Annotated in this window: 20 protein-coding genes; 11 read left to right on the forward strand and 9 right to left on the reverse strand. The window is 54.4% G+C overall.

Annotated features, from left to right (window positions below; translation table 11 throughout):
- Positions 1 to 29: 29 nt before the first annotated feature.
- The 6 genes from rng to csrD form a co-directional block, all read right to left on the reverse strand.
- On the reverse strand, positions 30 to 1,499 hold the full coding sequence (rng, locus tag DPA2511_RS18875; protein ID WP_015855327.1) for a ribonuclease G: 1,470 nt from the start codon (positions 1,497 to 1,499) through the stop codon (positions 30 to 32).
- Positions 1,489 to 2,082, reverse strand: coding sequence for a Maf family protein (locus tag DPA2511_RS18880; RefSeq protein WP_015855328.1), 594 nt, complete (start codon positions 2,080 to 2,082; stop codon positions 1,489 to 1,491). The genes rng and DPA2511_RS18880 overlap by 11 nt, the downstream gene beginning before the upstream one ends.
- A gap of 9 nt (positions 2,083 to 2,091) precedes the next feature.
- Positions 2,092 to 2,580 carry a rod shape-determining protein MreD gene (gene mreD / locus DPA2511_RS18885; RefSeq protein WP_015855329.1) on the reverse strand — a complete coding sequence of 163 codons (489 nt, stop codon included), beginning with the start codon at positions 2,578 to 2,580 and terminating at the stop codon, positions 2,092 to 2,094.
- Complete coding sequence (mreC, locus tag DPA2511_RS22135; protein ID WP_015855330.1) at positions 2,577 to 3,821, reverse strand: rod shape-determining protein MreC; 1,245 nt, start codon at positions 3,819 to 3,821, stop codon at positions 2,577 to 2,579. The genes mreD and mreC overlap by 4 nt, the downstream gene beginning before the upstream one ends.
- A 101-nt stretch (positions 3,822 to 3,922) precedes the next feature.
- Positions 3,923 to 4,966, reverse strand: a complete 1,044-nt coding sequence (gene mreB / locus DPA2511_RS18895) for a rod shape-determining protein MreB (RefSeq protein ID WP_015855331.1) — start codon at positions 4,964 to 4,966, stop codon at positions 3,923 to 3,925.
- A 316-nt stretch (positions 4,967 to 5,282) separates the two neighbouring features.
- Complete coding sequence (gene csrD, locus DPA2511_RS18900) at positions 5,283 to 7,229, reverse strand: RNase E specificity factor CsrD (protein ID WP_023638510.1); 1,947 nt, start codon at positions 7,227 to 7,229, stop codon at positions 5,283 to 5,285.
- Between the two features lie 154 nt (positions 7,230 to 7,383).
- On the opposite strand from csrD, the gene acuI reads away from it, so the two are divergent.
- The 11 genes from acuI to fis all read left to right on the forward strand — a co-directional run bounded on the left by acuI (position 7,384) and on the right by fis (position 16,986).
- Positions 7,384 to 8,364, forward strand: coding sequence for an acrylyl-CoA reductase (NADPH) (acuI, locus tag DPA2511_RS18905; RefSeq protein WP_015855333.1), 981 nt, complete (start codon positions 7,384 to 7,386; stop codon positions 8,362 to 8,364).
- 210 nt (positions 8,365 to 8,574) lie between these two features.
- Positions 8,575 to 9,570, forward strand: a complete 996-nt coding sequence (gene msrP, locus DPA2511_RS18915) for a protein-methionine-sulfoxide reductase catalytic subunit MsrP (protein WP_015855334.1) — start codon at positions 8,575 to 8,577, stop codon at positions 9,568 to 9,570.
- The gene (gene msrQ, locus DPA2511_RS18920) at positions 9,571 to 10,170 is read left to right on the forward strand and encodes a protein-methionine-sulfoxide reductase heme-binding subunit MsrQ (protein WP_015855335.1); all 600 of its coding nucleotides are present in this window, start codon (positions 9,571 to 9,573) and stop codon (positions 10,168 to 10,170) included. It abuts the gene before it with no gap.
- A 237-nt stretch (positions 10,171 to 10,407) separates the two neighbouring features.
- Entirely contained in the window at positions 10,408 to 10,860 is a 453-nt protein-coding gene (gene aroQ / locus DPA2511_RS18925; RefSeq protein WP_015855336.1) for a type II 3-dehydroquinate dehydratase, read from the forward strand.
- Between the two features lie 21 nt (positions 10,861 to 10,881).
- Positions 10,882 to 11,334, forward strand: coding sequence for an acetyl-CoA carboxylase biotin carboxyl carrier protein (accB, locus tag DPA2511_RS18930; protein WP_015855337.1), 453 nt, complete (start codon positions 10,882 to 10,884; stop codon positions 11,332 to 11,334).
- 11 nt (positions 11,335 to 11,345) lie between these two features.
- A complete protein-coding gene (gene accC, locus DPA2511_RS18935) occupies positions 11,346 to 12,689 on the forward strand; it encodes an acetyl-CoA carboxylase biotin carboxylase subunit (protein ID WP_015855338.1) in 1,344 nt (447 codons plus the stop codon).
- Between the two features lie 129 nt (positions 12,690 to 12,818).
- Positions 12,819 to 13,061, forward strand: coding sequence for a YhdT family protein (locus DPA2511_RS18940; protein ID WP_015855339.1), 243 nt, complete (start codon positions 12,819 to 12,821; stop codon positions 13,059 to 13,061).
- On the forward strand, positions 13,051 to 14,502 hold the full coding sequence (gene panF, locus DPA2511_RS18945; RefSeq protein ID WP_015855340.1) for a sodium/pantothenate symporter: 1,452 nt from the start codon (positions 13,051 to 13,053) through the stop codon (positions 14,500 to 14,502). Before DPA2511_RS18940 ends, panF begins: the two co-directional genes overlap by 11 nt.
- A gap of 13 nt (positions 14,503 to 14,515) precedes the next feature.
- On the forward strand, positions 14,516 to 15,403 hold the full coding sequence (gene prmA / locus DPA2511_RS18950) for a 50S ribosomal protein L11 methyltransferase (protein WP_015855341.1): 888 nt from the start codon (positions 14,516 to 14,518) through the stop codon (positions 15,401 to 15,403).
- 297 nt (positions 15,404 to 15,700) lie between these two features.
- Positions 15,701 to 16,666: a tRNA dihydrouridine synthase DusB gene (dusB, locus tag DPA2511_RS18955; RefSeq protein WP_015855342.1), complete on the forward strand. Its 966-nt coding sequence runs from the start codon at positions 15,701 to 15,703 to the stop codon at positions 16,664 to 16,666.
- Between the two features lie 23 nt (positions 16,667 to 16,689).
- Positions 16,690 to 16,986: a DNA-binding transcriptional regulator Fis gene (gene fis / locus DPA2511_RS18960; RefSeq protein WP_012883002.1), complete on the forward strand. Its 297-nt coding sequence runs from the start codon at positions 16,690 to 16,692 to the stop codon at positions 16,984 to 16,986.
- Between the two features lie 163 nt (positions 16,987 to 17,149).
- Here fis and DPA2511_RS23085 read toward each other — a convergent pair whose 3' ends face one another.
- Genes DPA2511_RS23085 through DPA2511_RS18970 form a run of 3 tightly spaced genes read right to left on the reverse strand, consistent with a single transcriptional unit; the run spans position 17,150 to position 19,784 of the window.
- Positions 17,150 to 17,848, reverse strand: coding sequence for an RNA ligase family protein (locus DPA2511_RS23085; RefSeq protein WP_015855343.1), 699 nt, complete (start codon positions 17,846 to 17,848; stop codon positions 17,150 to 17,152).
- Positions 17,845 to 18,387 carry a hypothetical protein gene (locus DPA2511_RS18965; RefSeq protein WP_015855344.1) on the reverse strand — a complete coding sequence of 181 codons (543 nt, stop codon included), beginning with the start codon at positions 18,385 to 18,387 and terminating at the stop codon, positions 17,845 to 17,847. Before DPA2511_RS18965 ends, DPA2511_RS23085 begins: the two co-directional genes overlap by 4 nt.
- Positions 18,384 to 19,784: a DUF3696 domain-containing protein gene (locus DPA2511_RS18970; protein WP_015855345.1), complete on the reverse strand. Its 1,401-nt coding sequence runs from the start codon at positions 19,782 to 19,784 to the stop codon at positions 18,384 to 18,386. The genes DPA2511_RS18965 and DPA2511_RS18970 overlap by 4 nt, the downstream gene beginning before the upstream one ends.
- Between the last annotated feature and the right edge of the window lie 536 nt (positions 19,785 to 20,320).

Here is a 20,320-nt window from a genome sequence, read left to right on the forward strand (position 1 = left end):
CCCTTAACGTAGACGCCGGCGGCAGCGCATTACATCATGACGACGTCAAATTGTTCCTGACTGTACAGGGGTTCGATTTGCACCTTGACCTGTTTGCCCACAAAGATTTCCACTTCCGCCAGCGCATGGGATTCTTCGCTTTTCAGCGCGTCCCCCACCAGCGGCGAGGCATAGACCAGGAAGCGATCGGAGTCGTAAGCATGGTGAACACGTACAATTTCACGCATGATTTCATAGCAGACGGTTTCCACGGTTTTGACCGACCCGCGACCGTGACAGGTGGGACATTCGCTACACAACACATGTTCTATGCTCTCACGTGTGCGCTTGCGCGTCATCTCCACTAATCCGAGTTGAGAGAAACCGCTGATACCGGTTTTTACCCGATCTTTACTCAGCGCCTGTTCCAGCGAATGCAGCACGCGACGGCGATGATCATCATTATTCATATCGATGAAGTCGATGATGATGATCCCCCCCAGATTACGCAGCCGCAATTGACGCGCAATCGCCTGAGTTGCTTCGATATTGGTATTGAAAATAGTTTCATCGAGGTTGCGATGACCGACAAACGCACCGGTATTGATATCGATGGTGGTCATGGCCTCCGTCTGATCGATAATCAGATAACCGCCGGACTTCAATTCCACTTTGCGATCCAGCGCACGCTGGATTTCATTCTCGACGTCATACAGATCGAAAATGGGCTGCTTGCCGCTGTAGTGCTCCAGCTTTTCAGTCATCTCGGGAATATATTCCGACGTGAATTCCAGCAGGGATTCATACGTCAGCCGCGAGTCCACGCGAATGCGATCCAGAGATGCGCCGGCGAAATCGCGCAGTATGCGCTGCGCCAGCGCCAGTTCGCCATACAGTTTGCAGCGAGTCTGATTGCGCTTTTTGCGCTCCATCACTTTCGACCACAAGCGTTTGAGGAACGCAGCATCCTGTGACAGTTCCTCCTCGCCGATCCCTTCGGCGGCGGTACGAATAATAAAACCGCCCTGCTCGTCGCAATAATCCGCGACCGTCGCTTTCAGACGCTCGCGTTCGGCTTCGCTTTCAATGCGCTGGGAAACCCCGACATGGGATGCGCCCGGCATGAACACCAGGTAACGCGACGGCAGCGTGATGTCGGTGGTCAGGCGGGCGCCCTTGGTGCCAAGCGGATCCTTGACCACCTGCACCATCAAATCCTGCCCCTGACGCACCAGCTCCGCGATATCGCGCACATGGAAGTTCTTCTGTTCATCGCCCGCCACGCATTCGGTATGCGGCATGATGTCGGAAGCATGAAGAAAGGCGGCCTTATCCAGACCGATATCGACAAATGCAGCCTGCATGCCCGGCAAAACCCGGCTAACCCGCCCTTTGTAGATATTGCCGACGATCCCGCGTTTGGCTTCGCGCTCAATATGAATTTCCTGCAGAATGCCGCCGTCAATATAGGCTACGCGCGTCTCTGAAGGAGTAATGTTTACCAACAACTCAGCGGTCATGGATGCCTCGTGATTTACGCCGTGCAGAAAAACTGTTGAATAGCTCAAGCGTTTCCACCAGTGGTAAACCTACCACCGCATGGTAACTCCCGTTAATCGTTTTAACGAACGTACCGCCCTTCCCCTGAATGCCGTAAGCACCCGCCTTATCCATCGGCTCGCCATCGGCGATATAGCGGTCAATCTCTTCATCCGACAGCCTGCGGAACTGTACTTCCGTCACGACACGTTCACACCGGATATCTTGGCGATCCGCCAGCGCTACCGCCGTCATCACCTGATGGCAACGCCCCGATAACGCACGCAACATCCGGGCGGCATGCGCTGCATCCAGCGGTTTTTCCAGCACCTGACCATCCAACACCACAATGGTGTCTGACCCCAACACCGGCAGGTCATCAGGCACGGCGGCAACGCCAGCCCGCGCCTTATCCTGCGCCAGACGGGTGACATACTCCTCCGGCGTTTCCTGAGGCTGGCGCGCCTCCGCCACATCGATACTCACCACCGCGAAAGGAATATCCAGCAGCGCCAGCAATTCGCGGCGGCGGGGAGAGGCGGAAGCCAGGTAAAGTGCGGTCATGAATGCTCCTTATTGCACCGCGAACTGACGACGAATTTTGCGCATCAGCAGGAAAATCCATGGCCAGAGCACGCCGTCGACCACACTATTCCAGAAAATTTCCGGTCGTAATGAGACATTGCTCACCAGGAATTCGGCCCAGAACACCAGCAAATCAAGAATCAGCGACAACACCATCACGATCAGCGCCTGTTGCCAGAGCGCCATATTGCGGAACATCTGAAATTTGAACGCCACTAAATAAGCAATGATGCTCAACCCCAGCGCACGCACGCCAAGCGTCGACCCCAGAATCAGATCATTGATGATCCCCAAGACAAACCCGGTGCCGACATTGACCCGGTGCGGCAGCGCCATCACCCAATAAATCAGGATTAATGTCAGCCAGGACGGGCGATAGTGGTAGATTGCGTCCGGCCACGGCATGACCTGTAACACCATCGCCACCAGAAAGGACAACCAGATGATCCCATGGCCGTGCCGACGATAACTGTTCATCGGTTGCCTCCCGACGATGAGGCGCCCGGGCTTGCCGCCGATGGCTGACGTCTTTCAGACGGCGTATTTTGTGTCGGCGTATTTTGTGTCGGCGCATTTTGTGTCGACATAGTTCTACCCGATGCGTTCTGCGCGGGCGTTCCCGGCGCCGTTGCGGCACGAGCGGATGACTCCTGGGCCGGCGTATTCTGAGACGATGTCGTCGGATTCTGCGATGAACGGCTACGTCGTTCCTGAACGGCTGGCGCACTCCTGGCCGGCGGCGCGGGCGGCCCGACAAAATCCGGCGCCTGAGCCGGTGTTCCCGACGGCGCCGGCGGCCCCATATCAGGCGAAGGCAGCACATGCGGCATCATCTGCATCAGGCGTTCGTTCGCCACCTTGTGCACATCGTCCGTCGGCAGCGCCACGCGGGAATTTTTGTCCACGCCCCACATCAGCAATAAATAACGCAAGCGCTGCAGTTCCGCCGTCGGACGCGCGCGAATCACCGTATAGGCGCGCTGGGTATCCACTTTGACAGACGAAACGACCGCCACCGGATACCCTTCCGGAAAACGGCCTCCCAGACCGGAAGTCACCAGGACGTCGCCGACGCGGATGTCCGTATTGTTCGGCAAATGCTCCAGTTGCAGGTCTTCGGTACAACCGTTCCCGGCGGCGATCACACGAATATCGTTGCGTAACACCTGAATAGGCAAAGCATGGGACACATCGCAAATCAGCAACACCCGGCTGGTGAACTGCCCCACGGCGATAACCTGCCCTACCACGCCTTTATCGCTGATGACCGGTTGCCCTTCATACACGCCCTCGGATGCGCCCTTATCGATCACCACCTGATCGCTATAGGGATCGGTGCCGGACGATAACACCTGCGTTACCATCTTTTGCTCTTCCTGCCGCAGCGGCGATCCCAGCAATTCTCTTAAACGCACGTTTTCCTGACGAAACTGCCCAAGCAACTGTAGATCGCTGTTTTTCAACAGCAACTCCTGCCGCAAAGCAGCGTTTTCACGTACCAACTGTTCGCGGGAAGTCAACGTGGCGGACACATTGTCCAGTATCTGACGTGGGCCATTGGCCAGAAAATAGAACGGACTGACGGCCGTATCCATGTAGGTTCTGATTTTGACAAACGTACCGAGCCGACTGTCAGCAAAGATCATGACAATTGCGATAATGACAGTGAAAAAAAGGCGCAGTTGCAGGGAGGGGCCCCGGCTAAAAATCGGCTTCATAAAATTGCGTATTCCTCGACAATAACAAAAAGGGGGCTACCACGCGGGATGAATACAGAACGCTTCATCCATACGGTTCCCCCTTCTTTATTTTGGCTGGATTATTCTTCGCTGAATAAATCGCCGCCATGCATGTCGATCATTTCCAACGCTTTACCGCCGCCGCGCGCCACACAGGTCAACGGATCATCGGCCACAACCACCGGAATACCGGTTTCTTCCATCAGCAGACGATCGAGGTTGCGCAGCAACGCACCACCGCCGGTCAGCACCATGCCACGCTCGGAAATATCGGAAGCCAGTTCCGGCGGGCACTGTTCCAATGCCACCATCACCGCGCTGACGATGCCGGTCAACGGCTCCTGCAACGCTTCCAGAATTTCGTTGGAGTTGAGCGTGAAACCACGGGGAACCCCTTCAGCCAGGTTGCGACCACGAACTTCCAGTTCGCGCACTTCATCGCCCGGATAAGCGGAACCGATTTCATGCTTGATACGTTCTGCGGTGGCTTCGCCGATCAGCGAACCATAGTTACGACGAACATAGTTGATAATCGCTTCGTCGAAACGGTCGCCGCCGATACGCACGGAGGAAGAATAGACCACCCCGTTCAACGAGATGACCGCCACTTCCGTCGTACCGCCGCCGATATCGACCACCATAGAACCCGTCGCTTCAGAGACCGGCAAACCTGCACCGATTGCCGCCGCCATAGGCTCTTCGATCAGAAACACTTCGCGAGCGCCAGCGCCTTGCGCGGATTCACGGATAGCGCGGCGTTCAACCTGGGTCGCACCGACCGGCACACACACCAGCACGCGCGGGCTGGGCCGCATAAAGCTGTTGCTGTGAACCTGCTTAATGAAGTGCTGCAGCATCTTCTCGGTAACGAAAAAGTCGGCGATGACGCCGTCTTTCATGGGGCGGATAGCGGCGATATTGCCCGGAGTACGGCCCAACATCTGTTTGGCTTCATGACCGACCGCCGCTACGCTTTTCGGGGAACCTGCGCGATCCTGGCGAATCGCCACCACGGAAGGCTCATTCAGTACGATGCCTTGTCCTTTTACATAAATCAGGGTATTGGCTGTACCCAGGTCGATGGACAAGTCATTGGAAAACATGCCACGAAATTTCTTAAACATAACTAAAGGATAATCCTGCAAGCTGGGGGCGAAAATGAAATCCGCTTACTTTACCAACCACACGCAGCAGCGACAAGGCGAGATCAGAACCTGCTACGGTGAGAATAAATGATGTTTGCACAACGGCTTTCGATGGCAAAATGCCGGAAGTCAGGCATCTTCTCCGGCGACAAGGTACATGAAGGCCGGGCGCATCGAAACATCGAACTAACAACAGACATAAAATCTAACATTTTCGTGAACGGCGGCCGACAACACGGAACATTCTGCGGTCCACGGCGGCGATATTCTACGCTAGTTTGATCGGATTTTTATATTAAACACACATTCTCGATGAATATTTTTTCAGCGTCTCGCCCACCGGTTCGGAAGCGGCGAACCGATCGCCCTGCCCACCGAATACGCCTTTATCCAGCAGTGTATGCCACTCTTCCCGGGTTCTGACTCCGGTAGCGAATACCTGTGCTTTCGTACCCTTGCAAGCCTCAACCAAACTGGAGATAAACAGCTGGTTTTCCAGGCGCTTATCCAGACTGCGCACCAACCCGGGATGCAGTTTGATGACATCCACCTGCAACGATTTGATATACGTAGTGCTGACCAGCGTCAGCCCGGCTTGCGTCACCGCCAGCCGACACCCCATCCCAGTAATCATCCTGACAATCGGCCGCAACCGGCTGATGTACTGACAGACATCCGCCTCGGCCAACTCAAACAACAGCCGTTCGCGCTGCTTTTTCGGGCACTGTAGCAGTGTGTTGCGCAACCAGCGCAGGAAAGAGCGCTGTAAGAGGGAATCGACCGTAATCGAGAACGCCAGCACCGTCTGCGGCCAGATTCCGGTTAGGGCGATGGCGCGGTTAATCAATTGCCGATCATAGCTGGTCGTCAGGCCCAGTTGACGCACCAGCGGCATATACTCCGCCTCCAGCAGTTCCTGAGAACCATCAAAGATACGGCTGAACAATTCTCGGTGATGCACGTCGCCGTTGCGGGTAATCGCCGGTTTCTGATACAGACGAGGCCCGCCGCGTGATAACGTGTGCTCCAGCAACGTGCGCCACTTGACGCTGCCGCGGCCCTTCTCCGGCACCTGGCGGTCGTAGACGCACCAACCATTGCCGCCCTGCAACACCGCATTGCGAGTCGCATCCTCTACACAGTCCATCACCTGCTCGGTGGTTTGCCCGCTGCGATAGGCGCAGATACCGATGTGTACGATATCTTCGCGGTCGATAATCGGCGTAAAAGGCAGGATATCGATGGCCTTGACCAGTTGACTGGCGATATTGTCGGCCTCTTTGAGCGTCCGATGCGGCAGCAACACGGTAAAATCGCTGTGGTAATAACGGGCCAGCAAGGCCGACGGGTAACGCAGAACAAAGGTCGACAGCAGATTGATCAACGTATTGCGGTATTCGTCGATCACGCCGCCATAGCCGTGCATTTCCTGCAATGTGTCGAAATCGGGCAGACGGATCATCATCACTACGCCATGGGTACCCACATCTTCCGCATCTTCCAGTTGGGTGGCGAGTTGGTTTTCGAAAAACAGCCGGTTGTTAAGCCCGGTTTCTGCATCCTGCGCCGCAAAAGCACGGATCAATGTATCCACCCGGCTGCGCTCCTCCCGCGCGTCTACCAGATCCGCCAGCAGTTGATCCAGGGCGCTGCTGGCACTGGCGGGCCATTCGTGCACGGAACCGTGCATGACGTTTTCGCGCTCGCCATACAAAATGCGCTTCGACCGGGCTTCCAGCTGTTCCTGGCCGGCGGTTTGTCGCCGCACCCAACGTACAGCATGAAACACCAGCAACGACATCACCAGAATCACTAAGAGAACCGACAACGCGGATTTCAGATAACGCGGCGAGCCAAACAATGGATCGGCATAAGTGACTTGAATCTGCAGGTCGGTGTGATGCATCAAAGGTAATGTGGCGTGACGGTAAACCAGCGCATGGGCGCTATCGCCGTTTTGTACGTCCGGCAGGCGCAACAGATAGATACTGTCGTTTTCATCGCGCATATCCAGTTCGATAATGCCTGCAGCCTTCATCACCGCAGGCAGCCAGAACTGTATCGCGCCAGGAGGCTGTACCAACAACGCCTGATCAATACTGGCGGCAACGCCTTTCAACTGGTTATCCATGCGCTGCTGGCTGTAACTGACAACACTGAAAATACCGCTGACCAGCATCAGCGTAATGGCTAATGCCGTCAGTAATGTCATCAACATGGAAATCCTGGCAGTAAACCCCATCCCTGCGTCCCAACCCTAATTCTGCGTATAGCAAATACAATATTGCTTGATGCGTTGTCTGTTCTTTGCGATTTATCAGTTCGCATACTACCTGTTACAAATATAGTCCCTAAATGATTTCCCTCTATTTTTAACCCCCGAAAGGAGGATGTTTATGCGGGCGCTGGTTCTTGAACAACAGCAGGGTGTCACAACAGCAGCGGTGAACGATATCAATGTCGAACAATTGCCAGCCGGAAATGTGACCGTCAACGTGGCATGGTCCGGCATCAACTACAAAGATGCGCTGGCGATTACCGGCACAGGCAAGATTGTGCGCCAGTTTCCCATGGTGCCGGGTATCGACTTCGCGGGAACCGTCGCCAGCAGTGACAGCAGCGACTTCCAGCAAGGCCAACAGGTTATTCTTACCGGCTGGGGAGTGGGCGAAAATCACTGGGGTGGATTGGCCGAACAGGCGCGAGTCAGTAGTGATTGGCTGGTTTCCCTGCCGTCGGGGCTGAGCGCCCGTCAGGCGATGATCGTCGGAACCGCCGGGTTTACGGCGATGTTGTGCGTCATGGCGCTGGAAGACGGCGGAATCAAACCCGAAGACGGCGACATACTCGTTACCGGCGCCAGCGGTGGCGTAGGCAGCACCGCTGTCGCGTTATTGCACGCATTGGGCTACCGAGTGGTTGCCGTCAGCGGACGCGCGGACAACACCGACTACCTACGCAACCTTGGCGCCAACGACGTGCTGGACAGACAGGCCTTCAGCCAGAACGCGCGACCGCTGGAAAAACAGCGGTGGGCAGGGGCGATTGATACCGTCGGCGATAAGGTGCTGGCCACGCTGCTTGCGCAGATGAACTACGGATCTACCGTCGCGGCGTGTGGGCTGGCCGGCGGCGTGGCGCTGCCCACCACCGTCATGCCGTTCATTCTGCGCAATGTCCGTTTGCAGGGCGTCGATTCCGTTATGACGCCGCGGGATCGTCGCCAGCGGGCATGGCAACGCCTGGCGCAGCTGCTGCCAGCTTCATTTTACGAACAGGTCGCGCAGGAAATCGAACTGGAACAGGTTCCCGTCGCCGCCGCCGCGTTACTGGAAAATCGTGTAACCGGCCGCACACTGGTGCGCATCTCCGGCTAATTCGCCACTATTCGTCAGGGACTCGTCAGGGACAGCACACCGGCTGTCCTTGTTAACACTTGGTAAAAAAAGAACGTTTCCTCACCCTCTGCTTTCATCGCATACTGACGAACCGGTGTCTGCTGCCGTCGGGTGACGTCAGCACGTTCAAAACCGCTCATCACTGAAAATCCCCGTAGCTCTCCATCCATAACCAGGCGGGAATTCATCATGTACAAACATCGCAATCCTACTGAAGCCGACATCACGCCAGAGTCCCTGTTTCATCAACGTCGACGGATCCTGCAAGCATTGGGCATTACCGCAGCAACGCTCAGCTTGCCGGGCGCCGCCAGAGCCGACTTGCTCTCCTGGTTCAAGGGCGCGGCACCTCCGGCGCCGGGAAAGCCGCTCTCGTTTTCACAGCCCACAATGTGGCATCCGAATCTTCCGTTAACGCCAGAAGATAAGGTGACGGGGTACAACAATTTTTATGAGTTCGGTCTCGACAAGGCCGACCCGGCCGCCAACGCGGGTGGGCTGAAAACCGAAGGCTGGAAAATCCAGATCGACGGCGAAGTGGCGAAACCCATTACACTGGATATCGACGATATTCGCCGACGCTTCCCGCTGGAGGAGCGGATTTACCGTTTTCGCTGCGTCGAAGCCTGGTCGATGGTCATTCCCTGGGTGGGGTTTCCGCTGTCGCAATTAATTAAACACGTCGAACCAACCAGCAATGCCCGCTACGTCGCCTTCCAGACCCTGCTCGATCCCGAACAAATGCCGGGGCAGAAAGACCGATTTATCGGCGGTGGCCTCGATTACCCCTACGTCGAAGGGTTGCGTATGGATGAAGCTTTGCATCCCCTGACGCTGCTGGCCGTCGGGGTCTACGGCAAAACGCTGCCGCCGCAAAACGGCGCGCCGATCCGGCTGGTTACGCCGTGGAAGTATGGCTTTAAAAACATCAAATCTATCGTTCATATCCGCTTAACCCGCGAGCAACCGCCATCAACCTGGAATCTCGCCGCCCCCAACGAATACGGTTTTTACGCCAACGTGAACCCGAACGTCGATCACCCCCGCTGGTCGCAAGCCAGCGAGCGCTTTATCGGATCCGGTGGATTGCTGAACGTTCAGCGCCAACCGACATTACTGTTCAACGGTTACGCCGATCAGGTGGCATCGCTCTATAACGGTATGGATTTGCGGGAAAATTTCTGAATGCGCTTGAACAACCGACATATCGTTATCCTGAAGGGACTGTTGCACCTGGCGGCGCTGTTACCGCTGGTGTGGCTGTTCATCGCCGTCAATCAAGGGGCGTTCAGTGCCGATCCGGCAAAAGACATACAGCATTTTACCGGCAGGATGGCGCTAAAGTTGCTGCTGGCCACGCTACTTGTCACTCCGCTGGCACGCTACGGCAAACAGCCGCTGTTGATTCGCTGCCGGCGTCTGCTCGGTCTCTGGTGTTTTGCCTGGGCTTGTCTGCATCTGCTCAGCTATGCGCTGCTGGAACTGGGGGTTGATCATCTCAATCTGCTGGGAAAAGAGATTGTTTCGCGGCCATATCTAACGCTGGGAATGACAAGTTGGTTGATCTTGCTGGCGCTTACGCTGACATCAACGCAGTCATCACAACGACGGTTAGGATCAGGCTGGCAAAAACTGCACAATCTGATTTATCTGGTCGCGATCCTCGCACCGATTCACTATCTTTGGTCGGTAAAATCGCTATCACCGTTACCGATTCTGTATGCATTGTCCGCCGCCGTGTTGCTGTCTTTTCGTTACAAAAAGCTGCTGCGATGGCGAAAATAGGCGGTATTTCCCCCAATCATCGAGCCTGTCTACCCGGCGCCGCGTAAATTTTTGTCAGCAACAGGTCTGATAACTCCGCAGATAAGACCAGTATTTAGCTGCCAATTGCTACGATATAGCTATAATGCCCAAGCATACTTGTCCAAAACCGGCAAATTGCCTCGCCAAAGGGTGACAAACGATTAGCTTCGCGTTATGTTGTGCGCCACCAGGCTAATCGCGGGAGATAGCAGCACAATGGCAGATAAGTTTCACATTTTGCTTCTGAATGGTCCGAACCTGAATCTGCTGGGCGCCCGCGAACCTGACAAGTATGGAAAGACGATGTTAGCGGAGATCGTTAGCCAGTTGGAAAAGGATGCCCTGGCGATGAACGTGCAGTTATCTCATCTGCAATCCAATGCGGAACATGAGCTGATTGGCCGCATCCATCAGGCCCAAGGGAATACGGATTTCATTCTGATCAATCCGGCAGCCTTTACCCACACCAGTGTGGCGCTGCGGGATGCATTACTGGCTGTTGCCATCCCGTTTATCGAAATCCATCTGAGCAACGTGCACGCACGTGAACCTTTCCGGCAGCACTCCTACCTGTCCGACATCGCGACAGGCGTGATCTGCGGCCTGGGGTCAGAGGGTTATTACTATGGTTTACAGGCTGCGGTAAAACGCTTGTCTACATCCAATTAACAAGAGTACGGAACCACATTCATGGATATTCGTAAAATCAAGAAACTGATCGAACTGGTTGAAGAATCCGGCATTGCCGAACTGGAGATTTCTGAAGGCGAAGAGTCCGTGCGCATCAGCCGCGCACCGGTCGTCAGCAGCTATCCGGTCATGCAACAGGCTTACGCGCCGATGCCGCAGATTGCCGCTCCGGTTGCCGCCGCACCGGCAGCCGAATCCGCAGCGCCAGCCGCCATCAGCGGCCACGTGGTACGTTCTCCGATGGTAGGGACGTTCTATCGCACGCCGAGCCCCGATGCCAAAGCCTTCGTCGAAGTCGGCCAGCAGGTCAAAGTGGGCGACACCCTGTGCATCGTCGAAGCGATGAAAATGATGAACCAGATCGAAGCGGACAAAGCTGGCGTGGTGAAAGCCATTCTGGTCGAAAGCGGCCAGCCGGTTGAATTTGACGAGCCGTTGGTTGTCATCGAATAACGAGGCTTACCATGCTAGATAAAATTGTCATCGCCAACCGTGGCGAGATTGCGCTACGCATTTTGCGTGCCTGCAAAGAGTTGGGCATCAAAACCGTCGCCGTGCACTCCACTGCGGATCGCGATCTGAAACATGTTCTTCTGGCGGATGAGACCGTGTGTATCGGCCCGGCGCCGTCCACCAAAAGTTATCTGAATATCCCGGCGATCATTTCCGCCGCGGAAATCACCGGCGCGGTGGCGATCCACCCCGGCTACGGCTTCCTGTCCGAAAACGCGGACTTCGCCGAGCAGGTCGAGCAGTCCGGTTTTATTTTCATCGGGCCGCGCGCCGACACTATTCGCCTGATGGGTGACAAGGTCTCCGCCATCAGCGCCATGAAAAAGGCCGGCGTTCCCTGTGTTCCCGGTTCCGACGGCCCGCTGGGCGATGATATGGACAAAAACCGTTCCATCGCCAAACGCATCGGCTATCCGGTCATCATCAAGGCTTCCGGCGGCGGCGGCGGCCGCGGCATGCGCGTCGTGCGCAACGATAAGGATCTGGAACAGTCCATCGCCATGACCCGTGCCGAGGCCAAAGCGGCGTTCAACAACGACATGGTCTACATGGAGAAGTACCTGGAAAATCCGCGTCATGTGGAAATTCAGGTACTGGCGGACGGCCAGGGCAGCGCCATCTATCTGGCCGAGCGTGATTGTTCCATGCAGCGTCGTCACCAGAAAGTGGTCGAAGAAGCGCCAGCGCCGGGCATCACGCCGGAACTGCGCCGCTATATCGGCGAGCGTTGCGCCAAAGCCTGTGTAGATATCAGCTATCGCGGCGCGGGTACCTTCGAGTTCCTGTTTGAAAACGGCGAGTTCTACTTCATCGAAATGAACACCCGTATTCAGGTAGAACACCCGGTGACTGAAATGATTACCGGCGTCGACCTGATCAAAGAGCAGCTGCGCATTGCTGCCGGTCAGCCACTGTCCATCAAACAGGAAGAAGTGGTGATCCGCGGCCATGCGGTGGAATGCCGTATCAACGCTGAAGATCCGAACACCTTCCTGCCGAGTCCGGGTAAAATTACCCGTTTTCACGCACCGGGCGGATTTGGCGTTCGTTGGGAATCACATATTTACGCCGGCTACACCGTGCCGCCGCACTACGATTCCATGATCGGCAAACTGATTTGTTTCGGTGAAAACCGCGACGTGGCCCTGGCCCGTATGCGCAACGCATTGGCGGAGCTGATTATCGACGGCATCAAAACCAACGTCGAACTACAAATCAAGATCATGAACGATGAAAACTTCCAGCATGGTGGTACTAACATCCACTATCTGGAGAAAAAACTCGGTCTACAGTGATCTCTCTCCAACAAGGGCCGGCCAACACCGGCCCTTGCTATTTTTAGCTGGGCAATTCGTTCACATGCCGTAAAATCCCCCGTCTTATAACGACCGACTTTTTCATGTCTGCTGGCTTTGGAATACATCATGGATAAACGCTTTCTTCAGGCGCACCGTGAAGCACGCTGGGCGATGGGGCTCACCTTCGTTTATCTGGCGGCCTGGATCATCATGGCTTACCTGCCCGACAACCACCCCGGCCCAACCGGATTGCCGCACTGGTTCGAACTGGCCTGCCTGTGGCTGCCGCTGTCGTTTATCGGCCTGTGTTGGGTGATGGTGCGCTGTATCTTCCGCGACATCAGCTTGGAGGATCACGATGCAAACTGATGTCATTTTGCCGCTTGTTGCGTACCTGATACTGGTATTTGGGCTATCGATATACGCCTGGCGCCGCCGCCAGCAAGGCAACTTCCTGACCGAGTATTTCCTCGGCAACCGTTCGATGGGCGGCTTCGTGCTGGCAATGACGCTGATCGGCACTTACGTCAGCGCCAGTTCTTTCATCGGCGGGCCCGGCGCGGCCTATAAATACGGCCTGGGATGGGTGCTGCTGGCGATGATCCAGGTACCCACCATGCTGCTGTCCTTAGGCATTCTGGGTAAAAAATTCGCCATTCTGGCGCGACGTTATAACGCCATCACGCTGAACGATATGCTGTACGCCCGTTATGGCAGCAGGTTGCTGGTCTGGTTCGCCAGCCTGAGCCTGCTGGTGGCGTTCATCGGCGCTATGGCGGTGCAGTTCATCGGCGGCGCCCGCCTGCTGGAAACCGTCGCTCATGTGCCCTATAACGTCGGTTTACTGATTTTCGGCGTCACCATCGCGCTTTACACTGCATTCGGCGGTTTCCGGGCCAGCGTGCTGAACGATGCGCTACAAGGCATCGTGATGCTGATTGGCACGCTGCTGCTGCTGGTCGGCGTCATTCACGCCGCAGGCGGACTGCCCGAGGCGGTGAACAAGCTGGCGCAGATCAATCCCGAGCTGGTCGATCCGCACGGCAGCGGCCAGACACTGTCCATGCCGTTCATGGCGTCGTTCTGGGTGCTGGTGTGCTTCGGGGTTATCGGCTTGCCGAATACCGCGGTGCGTTGTATTTCCTATCGCGACAGCAAAGCGCTGCACCGCGGCATCATGATCGGCACCATTGTCATCAGCGTACTGATGCTGGGCATGCATCTCTCCGGCGCGCTGGGGCGGGCCATTCTGCCCAATCTGACTATCCCGGATCAGGTGTTGCCGGAACTGATGATGACGGTACTGCCGCCGCTGGCTGCCGGGGTCTTCCTCGCTGCACCTACCGCCGCCATCATGTCGAATATCAATGCGCACCTGCTCCAGGCTTCAGCAAGCATCGTGAAAGATCTCTATCTGAGCGTCTATCCCCAGAAAGTGCACAATGAACGCTATATCCGCCACCTCTCTAGCCTCACCACCCTGCTGCTGGGATTGCTGGTGCTGCTGGCGTCATGGCGTCCGCCCGAGATGATTATTTGGCTCAACCTGCTGGCCTTCGGTGGCCTGGAAGCCGTTTTCCTGTGGCCGTTGGTGCTGGGGCTTTACTGGGAACGCGCCAACGCCGTCGGCGCGCTGAGCGCCATGATCGGCGGCGCCGGCAGCTATACGCTGCTGATCAGCATCACGCTGCCATTGGCCGGTTTTCATCCTATCGTCCCATCGCTGGCCATCAGCCTGGCGGCATTTCTGGTGGGCAATTCTTTCGGTCATCGCGTCGTCGACGCGGCGGCCTCTTCAACATCACATTAAAATCGAGGCTGCTATGCCGTGGATTCAACTGAAAATCAACACATCCGGAACGCACGCAGAGCAACTGGGCGATGCGTTGTCTGACAGCGGCGCCGTGTCCGTCACCTTTCAGGACACACACGACACGCCCGTTTTTGAACCGCTGCCGGGCGAAACCCGCCTATGGGGCGATACCGACGTTATCGGCCTGTACGACGCCGCTACCGATATGGCCGACGTGGTGGCCGAACTGGAGCAGCATCCACTGCTGGGCGCGGGTTTTCATCATAAAATCGAGCAGTTGGAAGACAAGGACTGGGAACGGGAATGGATGGACAACTTCCACCCGATGCAATTCGGCAAACGGCTGTGGATTTGTCCGAGCTGGCGTGAAATACCTGACCCGAACGCCGTCAACGTCATGCTTGATCCTGGGTTGGCGTTCGGCACCGGTACACACCCCACCACATCACTGTGCCTGCAATGGCTGGACGGGCTAGATCTGGCGGGCAAAACCGTCATCGACTTCGGCTGCGGCTCCGGCATCCTCGCGATTGCCGCGCTGAAACTCGGCGCCGCGCGCGCTATCGGTATCGATATCGATCCGCAAGCCATTCAGGCCAGCCGCGACAATGCGCAACGTAACGGCGTTTCAGAACGCCTGGAGCTGTATCTGCCCAAAGACCAGCCTGCCGATCTCAGCGCCGATGTCGTGGTTGCCAATATTCTGGCCGGCCCGTTGCGCGAACTGGCGCCGCTGATCAGCGCATTGCCGAAAGCGGGCGGCCATCTGGGGTTGTCCGGCGTTTTGGCGTCACAGGCGGAAGGCGTGGCCAAGGCATACGCCGACAAATTTCAGATCGATCCGGTGGCGGAAAAAGAAGAGTGGTGCCGCATCACCGGCGTGCGTAAACCCGTATAGCCGACGGCCTGAGCGGGACAGAACGCCCGTTCAGGCTCGCCATGCCGTGGTTTTATCGCACAACGAATGAGCAACAACCCCGAATTACGACGGATATTCCATTTGCCACGGTTGTTTACTGATTAAGCGGCAAAAAACTAACGATATGTAAATTAAGGAAAAATAAAATTCCCCGATCCGCAACACGGCATTTCATTGATCTGTTCGGCGCAATTGCTCAAAGTTTGGCCTTTCCTATCGCGTGAAAAATGCGTAATATACGCGCCCTTGCAGGCACAGTATGGTCATTCTTTGTCTATGCGCATCGGACAATTTCAGCTTCCTAATCGTTTAATCGCCGCCCCGATGGCCGGTGTCAGCGATCGCCCTTTCAGGGTGCTTTGCCTCACGATGGGTGCTGGGATGGCGGTATCCGAAATGCTCTCTTCCAATCCGGAAGTCTGGCGTTCGGATAAGTCGCGTCTGCGTATGGTGCACAGTGATGAACCCGGTATCCGGGCCGTACAGATCGCCGGCGGCGATCCAGCGGAGATGGCGGCGGCAGCCAGTATCAATATGGATAGTGGCGCGCAGATTATCGACATCAACATGGGATGCCCGGCCAAAAAGGTAAACCGCAAGATGGCAGGTTCCGCCCTGCTGCAGTATCCGGATCTGGTGAAACGGATCCTGACAGCGGTGGTGAAATCGGTTTCGGTACCGGTGACGCTGAAAATCCGAACCGGTTGGGCACCAGAACACCGTAACTGTGTAGAAATTGCCAGATTGGCTGAAGACTGTGGCATTCAGGCCCTCACCATTCACGGCCGCACCCGTGCGTGCCTGTTCAATGGTGAAGCGGAATACGACAGCATTCGGACAGTTAAGCAGGCCGTTTCCATTCCGATTATCGCGAATGGCGACATTACTGACCCGCACAAAGCCAGAGCGGTTCTTGATTACACTGGGGCTGACGCCCTGATGATAGGACGAGCCGCTCAGGGAAGACCCTGGATCTTTCGGGAAATCCAGCATTATCTGGACACAGGGGAGTTGCTTCCACCACTGCCGCTGGCAGAGGTCAAGCGCTTGTTGATCGGGCACATACGGGAATTGCATGACTTTTATGGTCCAGGCAAGGGATTCCGTATCGCACGTAAGCACGTGTCCTGGTATCTCCAGGCCCACGCCCCGAACGACCAGTTTAGGCGCACATTCAACGCCATTGAGGATGCCAGCGAGCAGCTGGAGGCGTTGGAGGCATATTTTGAAAATCTTGCGTAAACAGAAAAAGAGCTGACTGAACTATGTTCGAACAACGCGTGAATTCTGACGTACTGACCGTTTCCACTGTAAACTCTCAGGCTCAGGTAACCCAAAAACCCCTGCGCGACTCGGTTAAACAAGCACTGAAGAACTATTTCGCTCAACTGAATGGTCAGGACGTGAACGACCTTTATGAGCTGGTACTGGCTGAGGTTGAACAACCCCTGTTGGACATGGTGATGCAGTACACCCGCGGTAATCAGACCCGCGCAGCCCTGATGATGGGCATCAACCGCGGCACCCTGCGTAAGAAACTGAAAAAATACGGTATGAACTGATAGACCTTTGTTAACACTTTGAAATAAAAGGCATTATTCTTTATTGGTTAATGCCTTTTCCATTTTTGAACCCTCACTGCCAAACTGGGTGTCTTTGTTAATTACTCAGCGTGAGCTAACCAGATGGGCAAGCGTCGCTACATTACAGCCCCCCTCTAACCTATTAACGTCCTACTCTCCTGTCACCCTTTAGTCGATTCCACTGGAGCGCTCTCTTACGCCAATGAGTATCGATAATCTGAGTAAAATCGGATCGAACCAATTTGGCACGGGCTTCACACCATTCGAGGGATTCGCGACGAACCACAACACCTTCTAGAACACCTTGACGATATTTGCTCAATGTAGTAGCAACGAGATGACTTAGTTCATTAACCGTGGTATTCCCGTTGAGTATTTGCGGAACAGTTGCCAATCCCATACTAGCGGCCAATACATTGCGACGAGAGCTGCTCCAGAAGCGACCAGCAGTACGATCATACACATCAAAGATCAGGAACCAATCTGGCAGATCTACATAATCTAACGAATGACGCGCAGCGCACCATTCACCGAACAGGATTAGGTCTGGTGTCAGCTTAGAACACAGTGGCTCACTGTGTTGAGCCAACCATGCAGGCATGCGGGCAAACTGCCCAGTATGGGGTGCAACCAAATATTGCCCACGGTTCTGCACTCGTAAGCAACCGTCTGGAGCAAGCGATAGGCCTACATTTGCACCGTCCAGTTTTTCCTCTACCACCACCTCACCCGTAAGTAATGATTTAACTTGATTGGGTGATAGCACTTTGTCATCACGTGGCGAGCCGTCACCTAGCCACGTAAGATGCGGGGTATGGGGGAAGCGAAAGAACTCGCTCATTCATCAATCTCTGGTAATTGAGGCTCCGGTTTGGCGGGAAACTTAGTGCGATAAAATGTACAAACATCATCTGGACAAAGAAACTCAACAAAAACCCCCTTTTCTTTCAAAATTTCCCACCAGTCCAGCCACTTACAATCTGCAGCTTGCCATATAGGAGGCTTATCTGGATGAGCATTAGCTACTGCTGCAAATTTTCGATCTGGTGCATCAAACTGTGGCTGTAAAGTTGCATCAGGGAATTCAGCAAATTCATTCTCAGCAGACTCCGTCAGACTAACTTGCTCCACTCGTGCTGAATTTCCTGCTTCTCGGAGTAACCACTTAAGGTATACATCGCCAACTCCCTTTGGTGGATTGGTTTTGGTTTTATGTTGATACTCACTGAGAATCCGAAAGCCATTGTCGATGACTGTTACACCAGACTGCTCCATAGCCTGCAAGCACTGCACACATTTGATGACACACTCTGTCGATACATCTGCATGCATACCATTGGCAACTAGCAGAACGTTGGTATCAATGACAGCCCTCATCATTTAACCTTCTCCTTAGCTAGTTCCTGCTTGCGCCTCATGGCTGCCAAAGTGCGACCAGCAATATCAGCCATCTCATCACCAAAAAATTTTTCCGGCCAGTTTTCGATTTCACCAAACATATTAAGGCGTAGCGGTTCTAGTTCAGCAGCAGCACCCGCGCGACGGCAGAAATATACGGCGACATTTTCTGGTGCTACAGACCCCTCAGCGACACGCCGTTGTAGGCGATTGAGAAAATGTTCGGAATGACTTTCAACAATTAACTGAACATGGCGCTCTTTGCCATTTTCGCGAGCCTGTGTGGCGGAAATAAACACGTCAGCAAGCTCAGCCTGAACCTGAGGGTGTAAATGGATCTCTGGTTGTTCCATCCAAATAGTCGAATTTGGTGGACAATAGAAAGCCTGAACTAGCGCAGGTAACACCTGTGATACGCCAAAACCAACATCAGTAATTTTGACTTCACTGGCTGTTACATGGGTTTTGACTACGACTTCATATTCTTTCCGACCTTCTGCTACAGGCTTTACAGCAAAGCTATCAATAACTCCCAAATCTTTAAGCCATTTCGCGATGAATTCATCAAAGCGGGTCAGGCGTTGTCCAGAACCACGATTGAGTTTTCGTTCTTGGGCGCTGGCAGCCAAGATAGCAGCAATCGCAAATTCGCCTTTTTGCCCAGCACTTTCTGGTGTTTCCCCCGACCATGAATAGATACGTTTTGGGTGCTCACGCAGAGGCCCTAGGTAGTACACGCTATTAAGCGCAGCTTCCGTATTTAGGGCAAAATCCGACAAAAACTCCGCATTTTGAAACCGAGCACGACTTTGATCAGAAATACGATAAAACTTGTCTGGCTCATCCAGCGGCCAACTTCTACCTGTATTGCGCACAAATTTGTATTCACTTGAGGTTATTTCAAGTTTACCTTTTTCGTCTCTATTGTATTCAACTGCAAGTTGACTGGTACCGGTGCTATGGCGTAAAAGTTGATAAATCAGCTTATCCACCCTTGGCTGTTCTTTGGCATCTGCAGCAAGTGTGACCGAAAGCGTTAATTCATCACCAGCAAATTTTTTCTTGCTGAGCGGATCGCGCGCCTCCAGATCTTTACCAAGAATTTTCCACCCTAGCTCAAATTCCAAAGCCTTCTCTAAGTCATGGTTATGCAGGCATTCTGCAAATGTTCCCAAATCGATCAAGGAATTGTCATCACCCAAATGTAGAGGACGCTTTCGGTCTGCTGATAAAGCCGTTTGTTTTAGCGCCAGTAGCAAATGCCCCAAGCTACTTTTGCCTGCACTGTTGGCACCAAAGATTACTGTCAGTGGAGCAAGCCTTATAGAACCTGTATCTTTCCAAGCCTTGAAATTTTTGATGTGTAAAGAAGTCAGCATCAGTACAACTCTCCAATTTCTGGTTTATCCCATGCTTCTCGCATGAGACGTTGGGTTCAATATTGTTTTACTTTCCTAGTGATAATTCTATCTATCAATCACACCCCCCCTCAAGAAAACGTATAGCTATAAAGACAACCACACAAGAATAGTGAATTTCTTACAGACATAGCCGTTCGAGATTTTATCTAGTCCCAAGGGTAGTTCCAGCTCAATCATTGGGCCGTCGTCGTCAGCATTCTTGCGTAACGGACAAAACTGCTGGCATTTTCCAGCACACTGTGCCGGAACAGCCACAACTCATAAAGGGGCAACAACATACAATGGCAAAAATCATGCTGGTGCTCTACTGACGCTGACAGCTCATACTGACACGGCATGATCTCTCATGGCCGAAAAACCTTCAGAACACTAGTGGCTGGATTTCCGCATCGTATTCCCGGCCCCTCCCCCGCGAAGAAGATCCGACGGTACGGCCTCACGTTTCCCATTAACGGAAAAAAGCTTCCCAATCATGGGTTATGGCACAGCTATTG

It is taken from the genome of Musicola paradisiaca NCPPB 2511, assembly GCF_000400505.1.
Lineage (GTDB): Bacteria > Pseudomonadota > Gammaproteobacteria > Enterobacterales > Enterobacteriaceae > Musicola > Musicola paradisiaca.

Coding starts and splice junctions, on each gene's coding strand:
- mreB (WP_015855331.1), bottom strand. CDS start 4,966: ATGTTTAAGAAATTTCGTGGCATGTTTTCCAATGACTTGTCCATCGAC.
- DPA2511_RS18970 (WP_015855345.1), bottom strand. CDS start 19,784: ATGCTGACTTCTTTACACATCAAAAATTTCAAGGCTTGGAAAGATACA.
- dusB (WP_015855342.1), top strand. CDS start 15,701: ATGCGCATCGGACAATTTCAGCTTCCTAATCGTTTAATCGCCGCCCCG.
- DPA2511_RS18965 (WP_015855344.1), bottom strand. CDS start 18,387: ATGATGAGGGCTGTCATTGATACCAACGTTCTGCTAGTTGCCAATGGT.
- msrP (WP_015855334.1), top strand. CDS start 8,575: ATGTACAAACATCGCAATCCTACTGAAGCCGACATCACGCCAGAGTCC.
- accC (WP_015855338.1), top strand. CDS start 11,346: ATGCTAGATAAAATTGTCATCGCCAACCGTGGCGAGATTGCGCTACGC.
- accB (WP_015855337.1), top strand. CDS start 10,882: ATGGATATTCGTAAAATCAAGAAACTGATCGAACTGGTTGAAGAATCC.
- rng (WP_015855327.1), bottom strand. CDS start 1,499: ATGACCGCTGAGTTGTTGGTAAACATTACTCCTTCAGAGACGCGCGTA.
- msrQ (WP_015855335.1), top strand. CDS start 9,571: ATGCGCTTGAACAACCGACATATCGTTATCCTGAAGGGACTGTTGCAC.
- panF (WP_015855340.1), top strand. CDS start 13,051: ATGCAAACTGATGTCATTTTGCCGCTTGTTGCGTACCTGATACTGGTA.
- DPA2511_RS18940 (WP_015855339.1), top strand. CDS start 12,819: ATGGATAAACGCTTTCTTCAGGCGCACCGTGAAGCACGCTGGGCGATG.
- aroQ (WP_015855336.1), top strand. CDS start 10,408: ATGGCAGATAAGTTTCACATTTTGCTTCTGAATGGTCCGAACCTGAAT.
- DPA2511_RS18880 (WP_015855328.1), bottom strand. CDS start 2,082: ATGACCGCACTTTACCTGGCTTCCGCCTCTCCCCGCCGCCGCGAATTG.
- fis (WP_012883002.1), top strand. CDS start 16,690: ATGTTCGAACAACGCGTGAATTCTGACGTACTGACCGTTTCCACTGTA.
- DPA2511_RS23085 (WP_015855343.1), bottom strand. CDS start 17,848: ATGAGCGAGTTCTTTCGCTTCCCCCATACCCCGCATCTTACGTGGCTA.
- acuI (WP_015855333.1), top strand. CDS start 7,384: ATGCGGGCGCTGGTTCTTGAACAACAGCAGGGTGTCACAACAGCAGCG.
- prmA (WP_015855341.1), top strand. CDS start 14,516: ATGCCGTGGATTCAACTGAAAATCAACACATCCGGAACGCACGCAGAG.
- mreC (WP_015855330.1), bottom strand. CDS start 3,821: ATGAAGCCGATTTTTAGCCGGGGCCCCTCCCTGCAACTGCGCCTTTTT.
- mreD (WP_015855329.1), bottom strand. CDS start 2,580: ATGAACAGTTATCGTCGGCACGGCCATGGGATCATCTGGTTGTCCTTT.
- csrD (WP_023638510.1), bottom strand. CDS start 7,229: ATGGGGTTTACTGCCAGGATTTCCATGTTGATGACATTACTGACGGCA.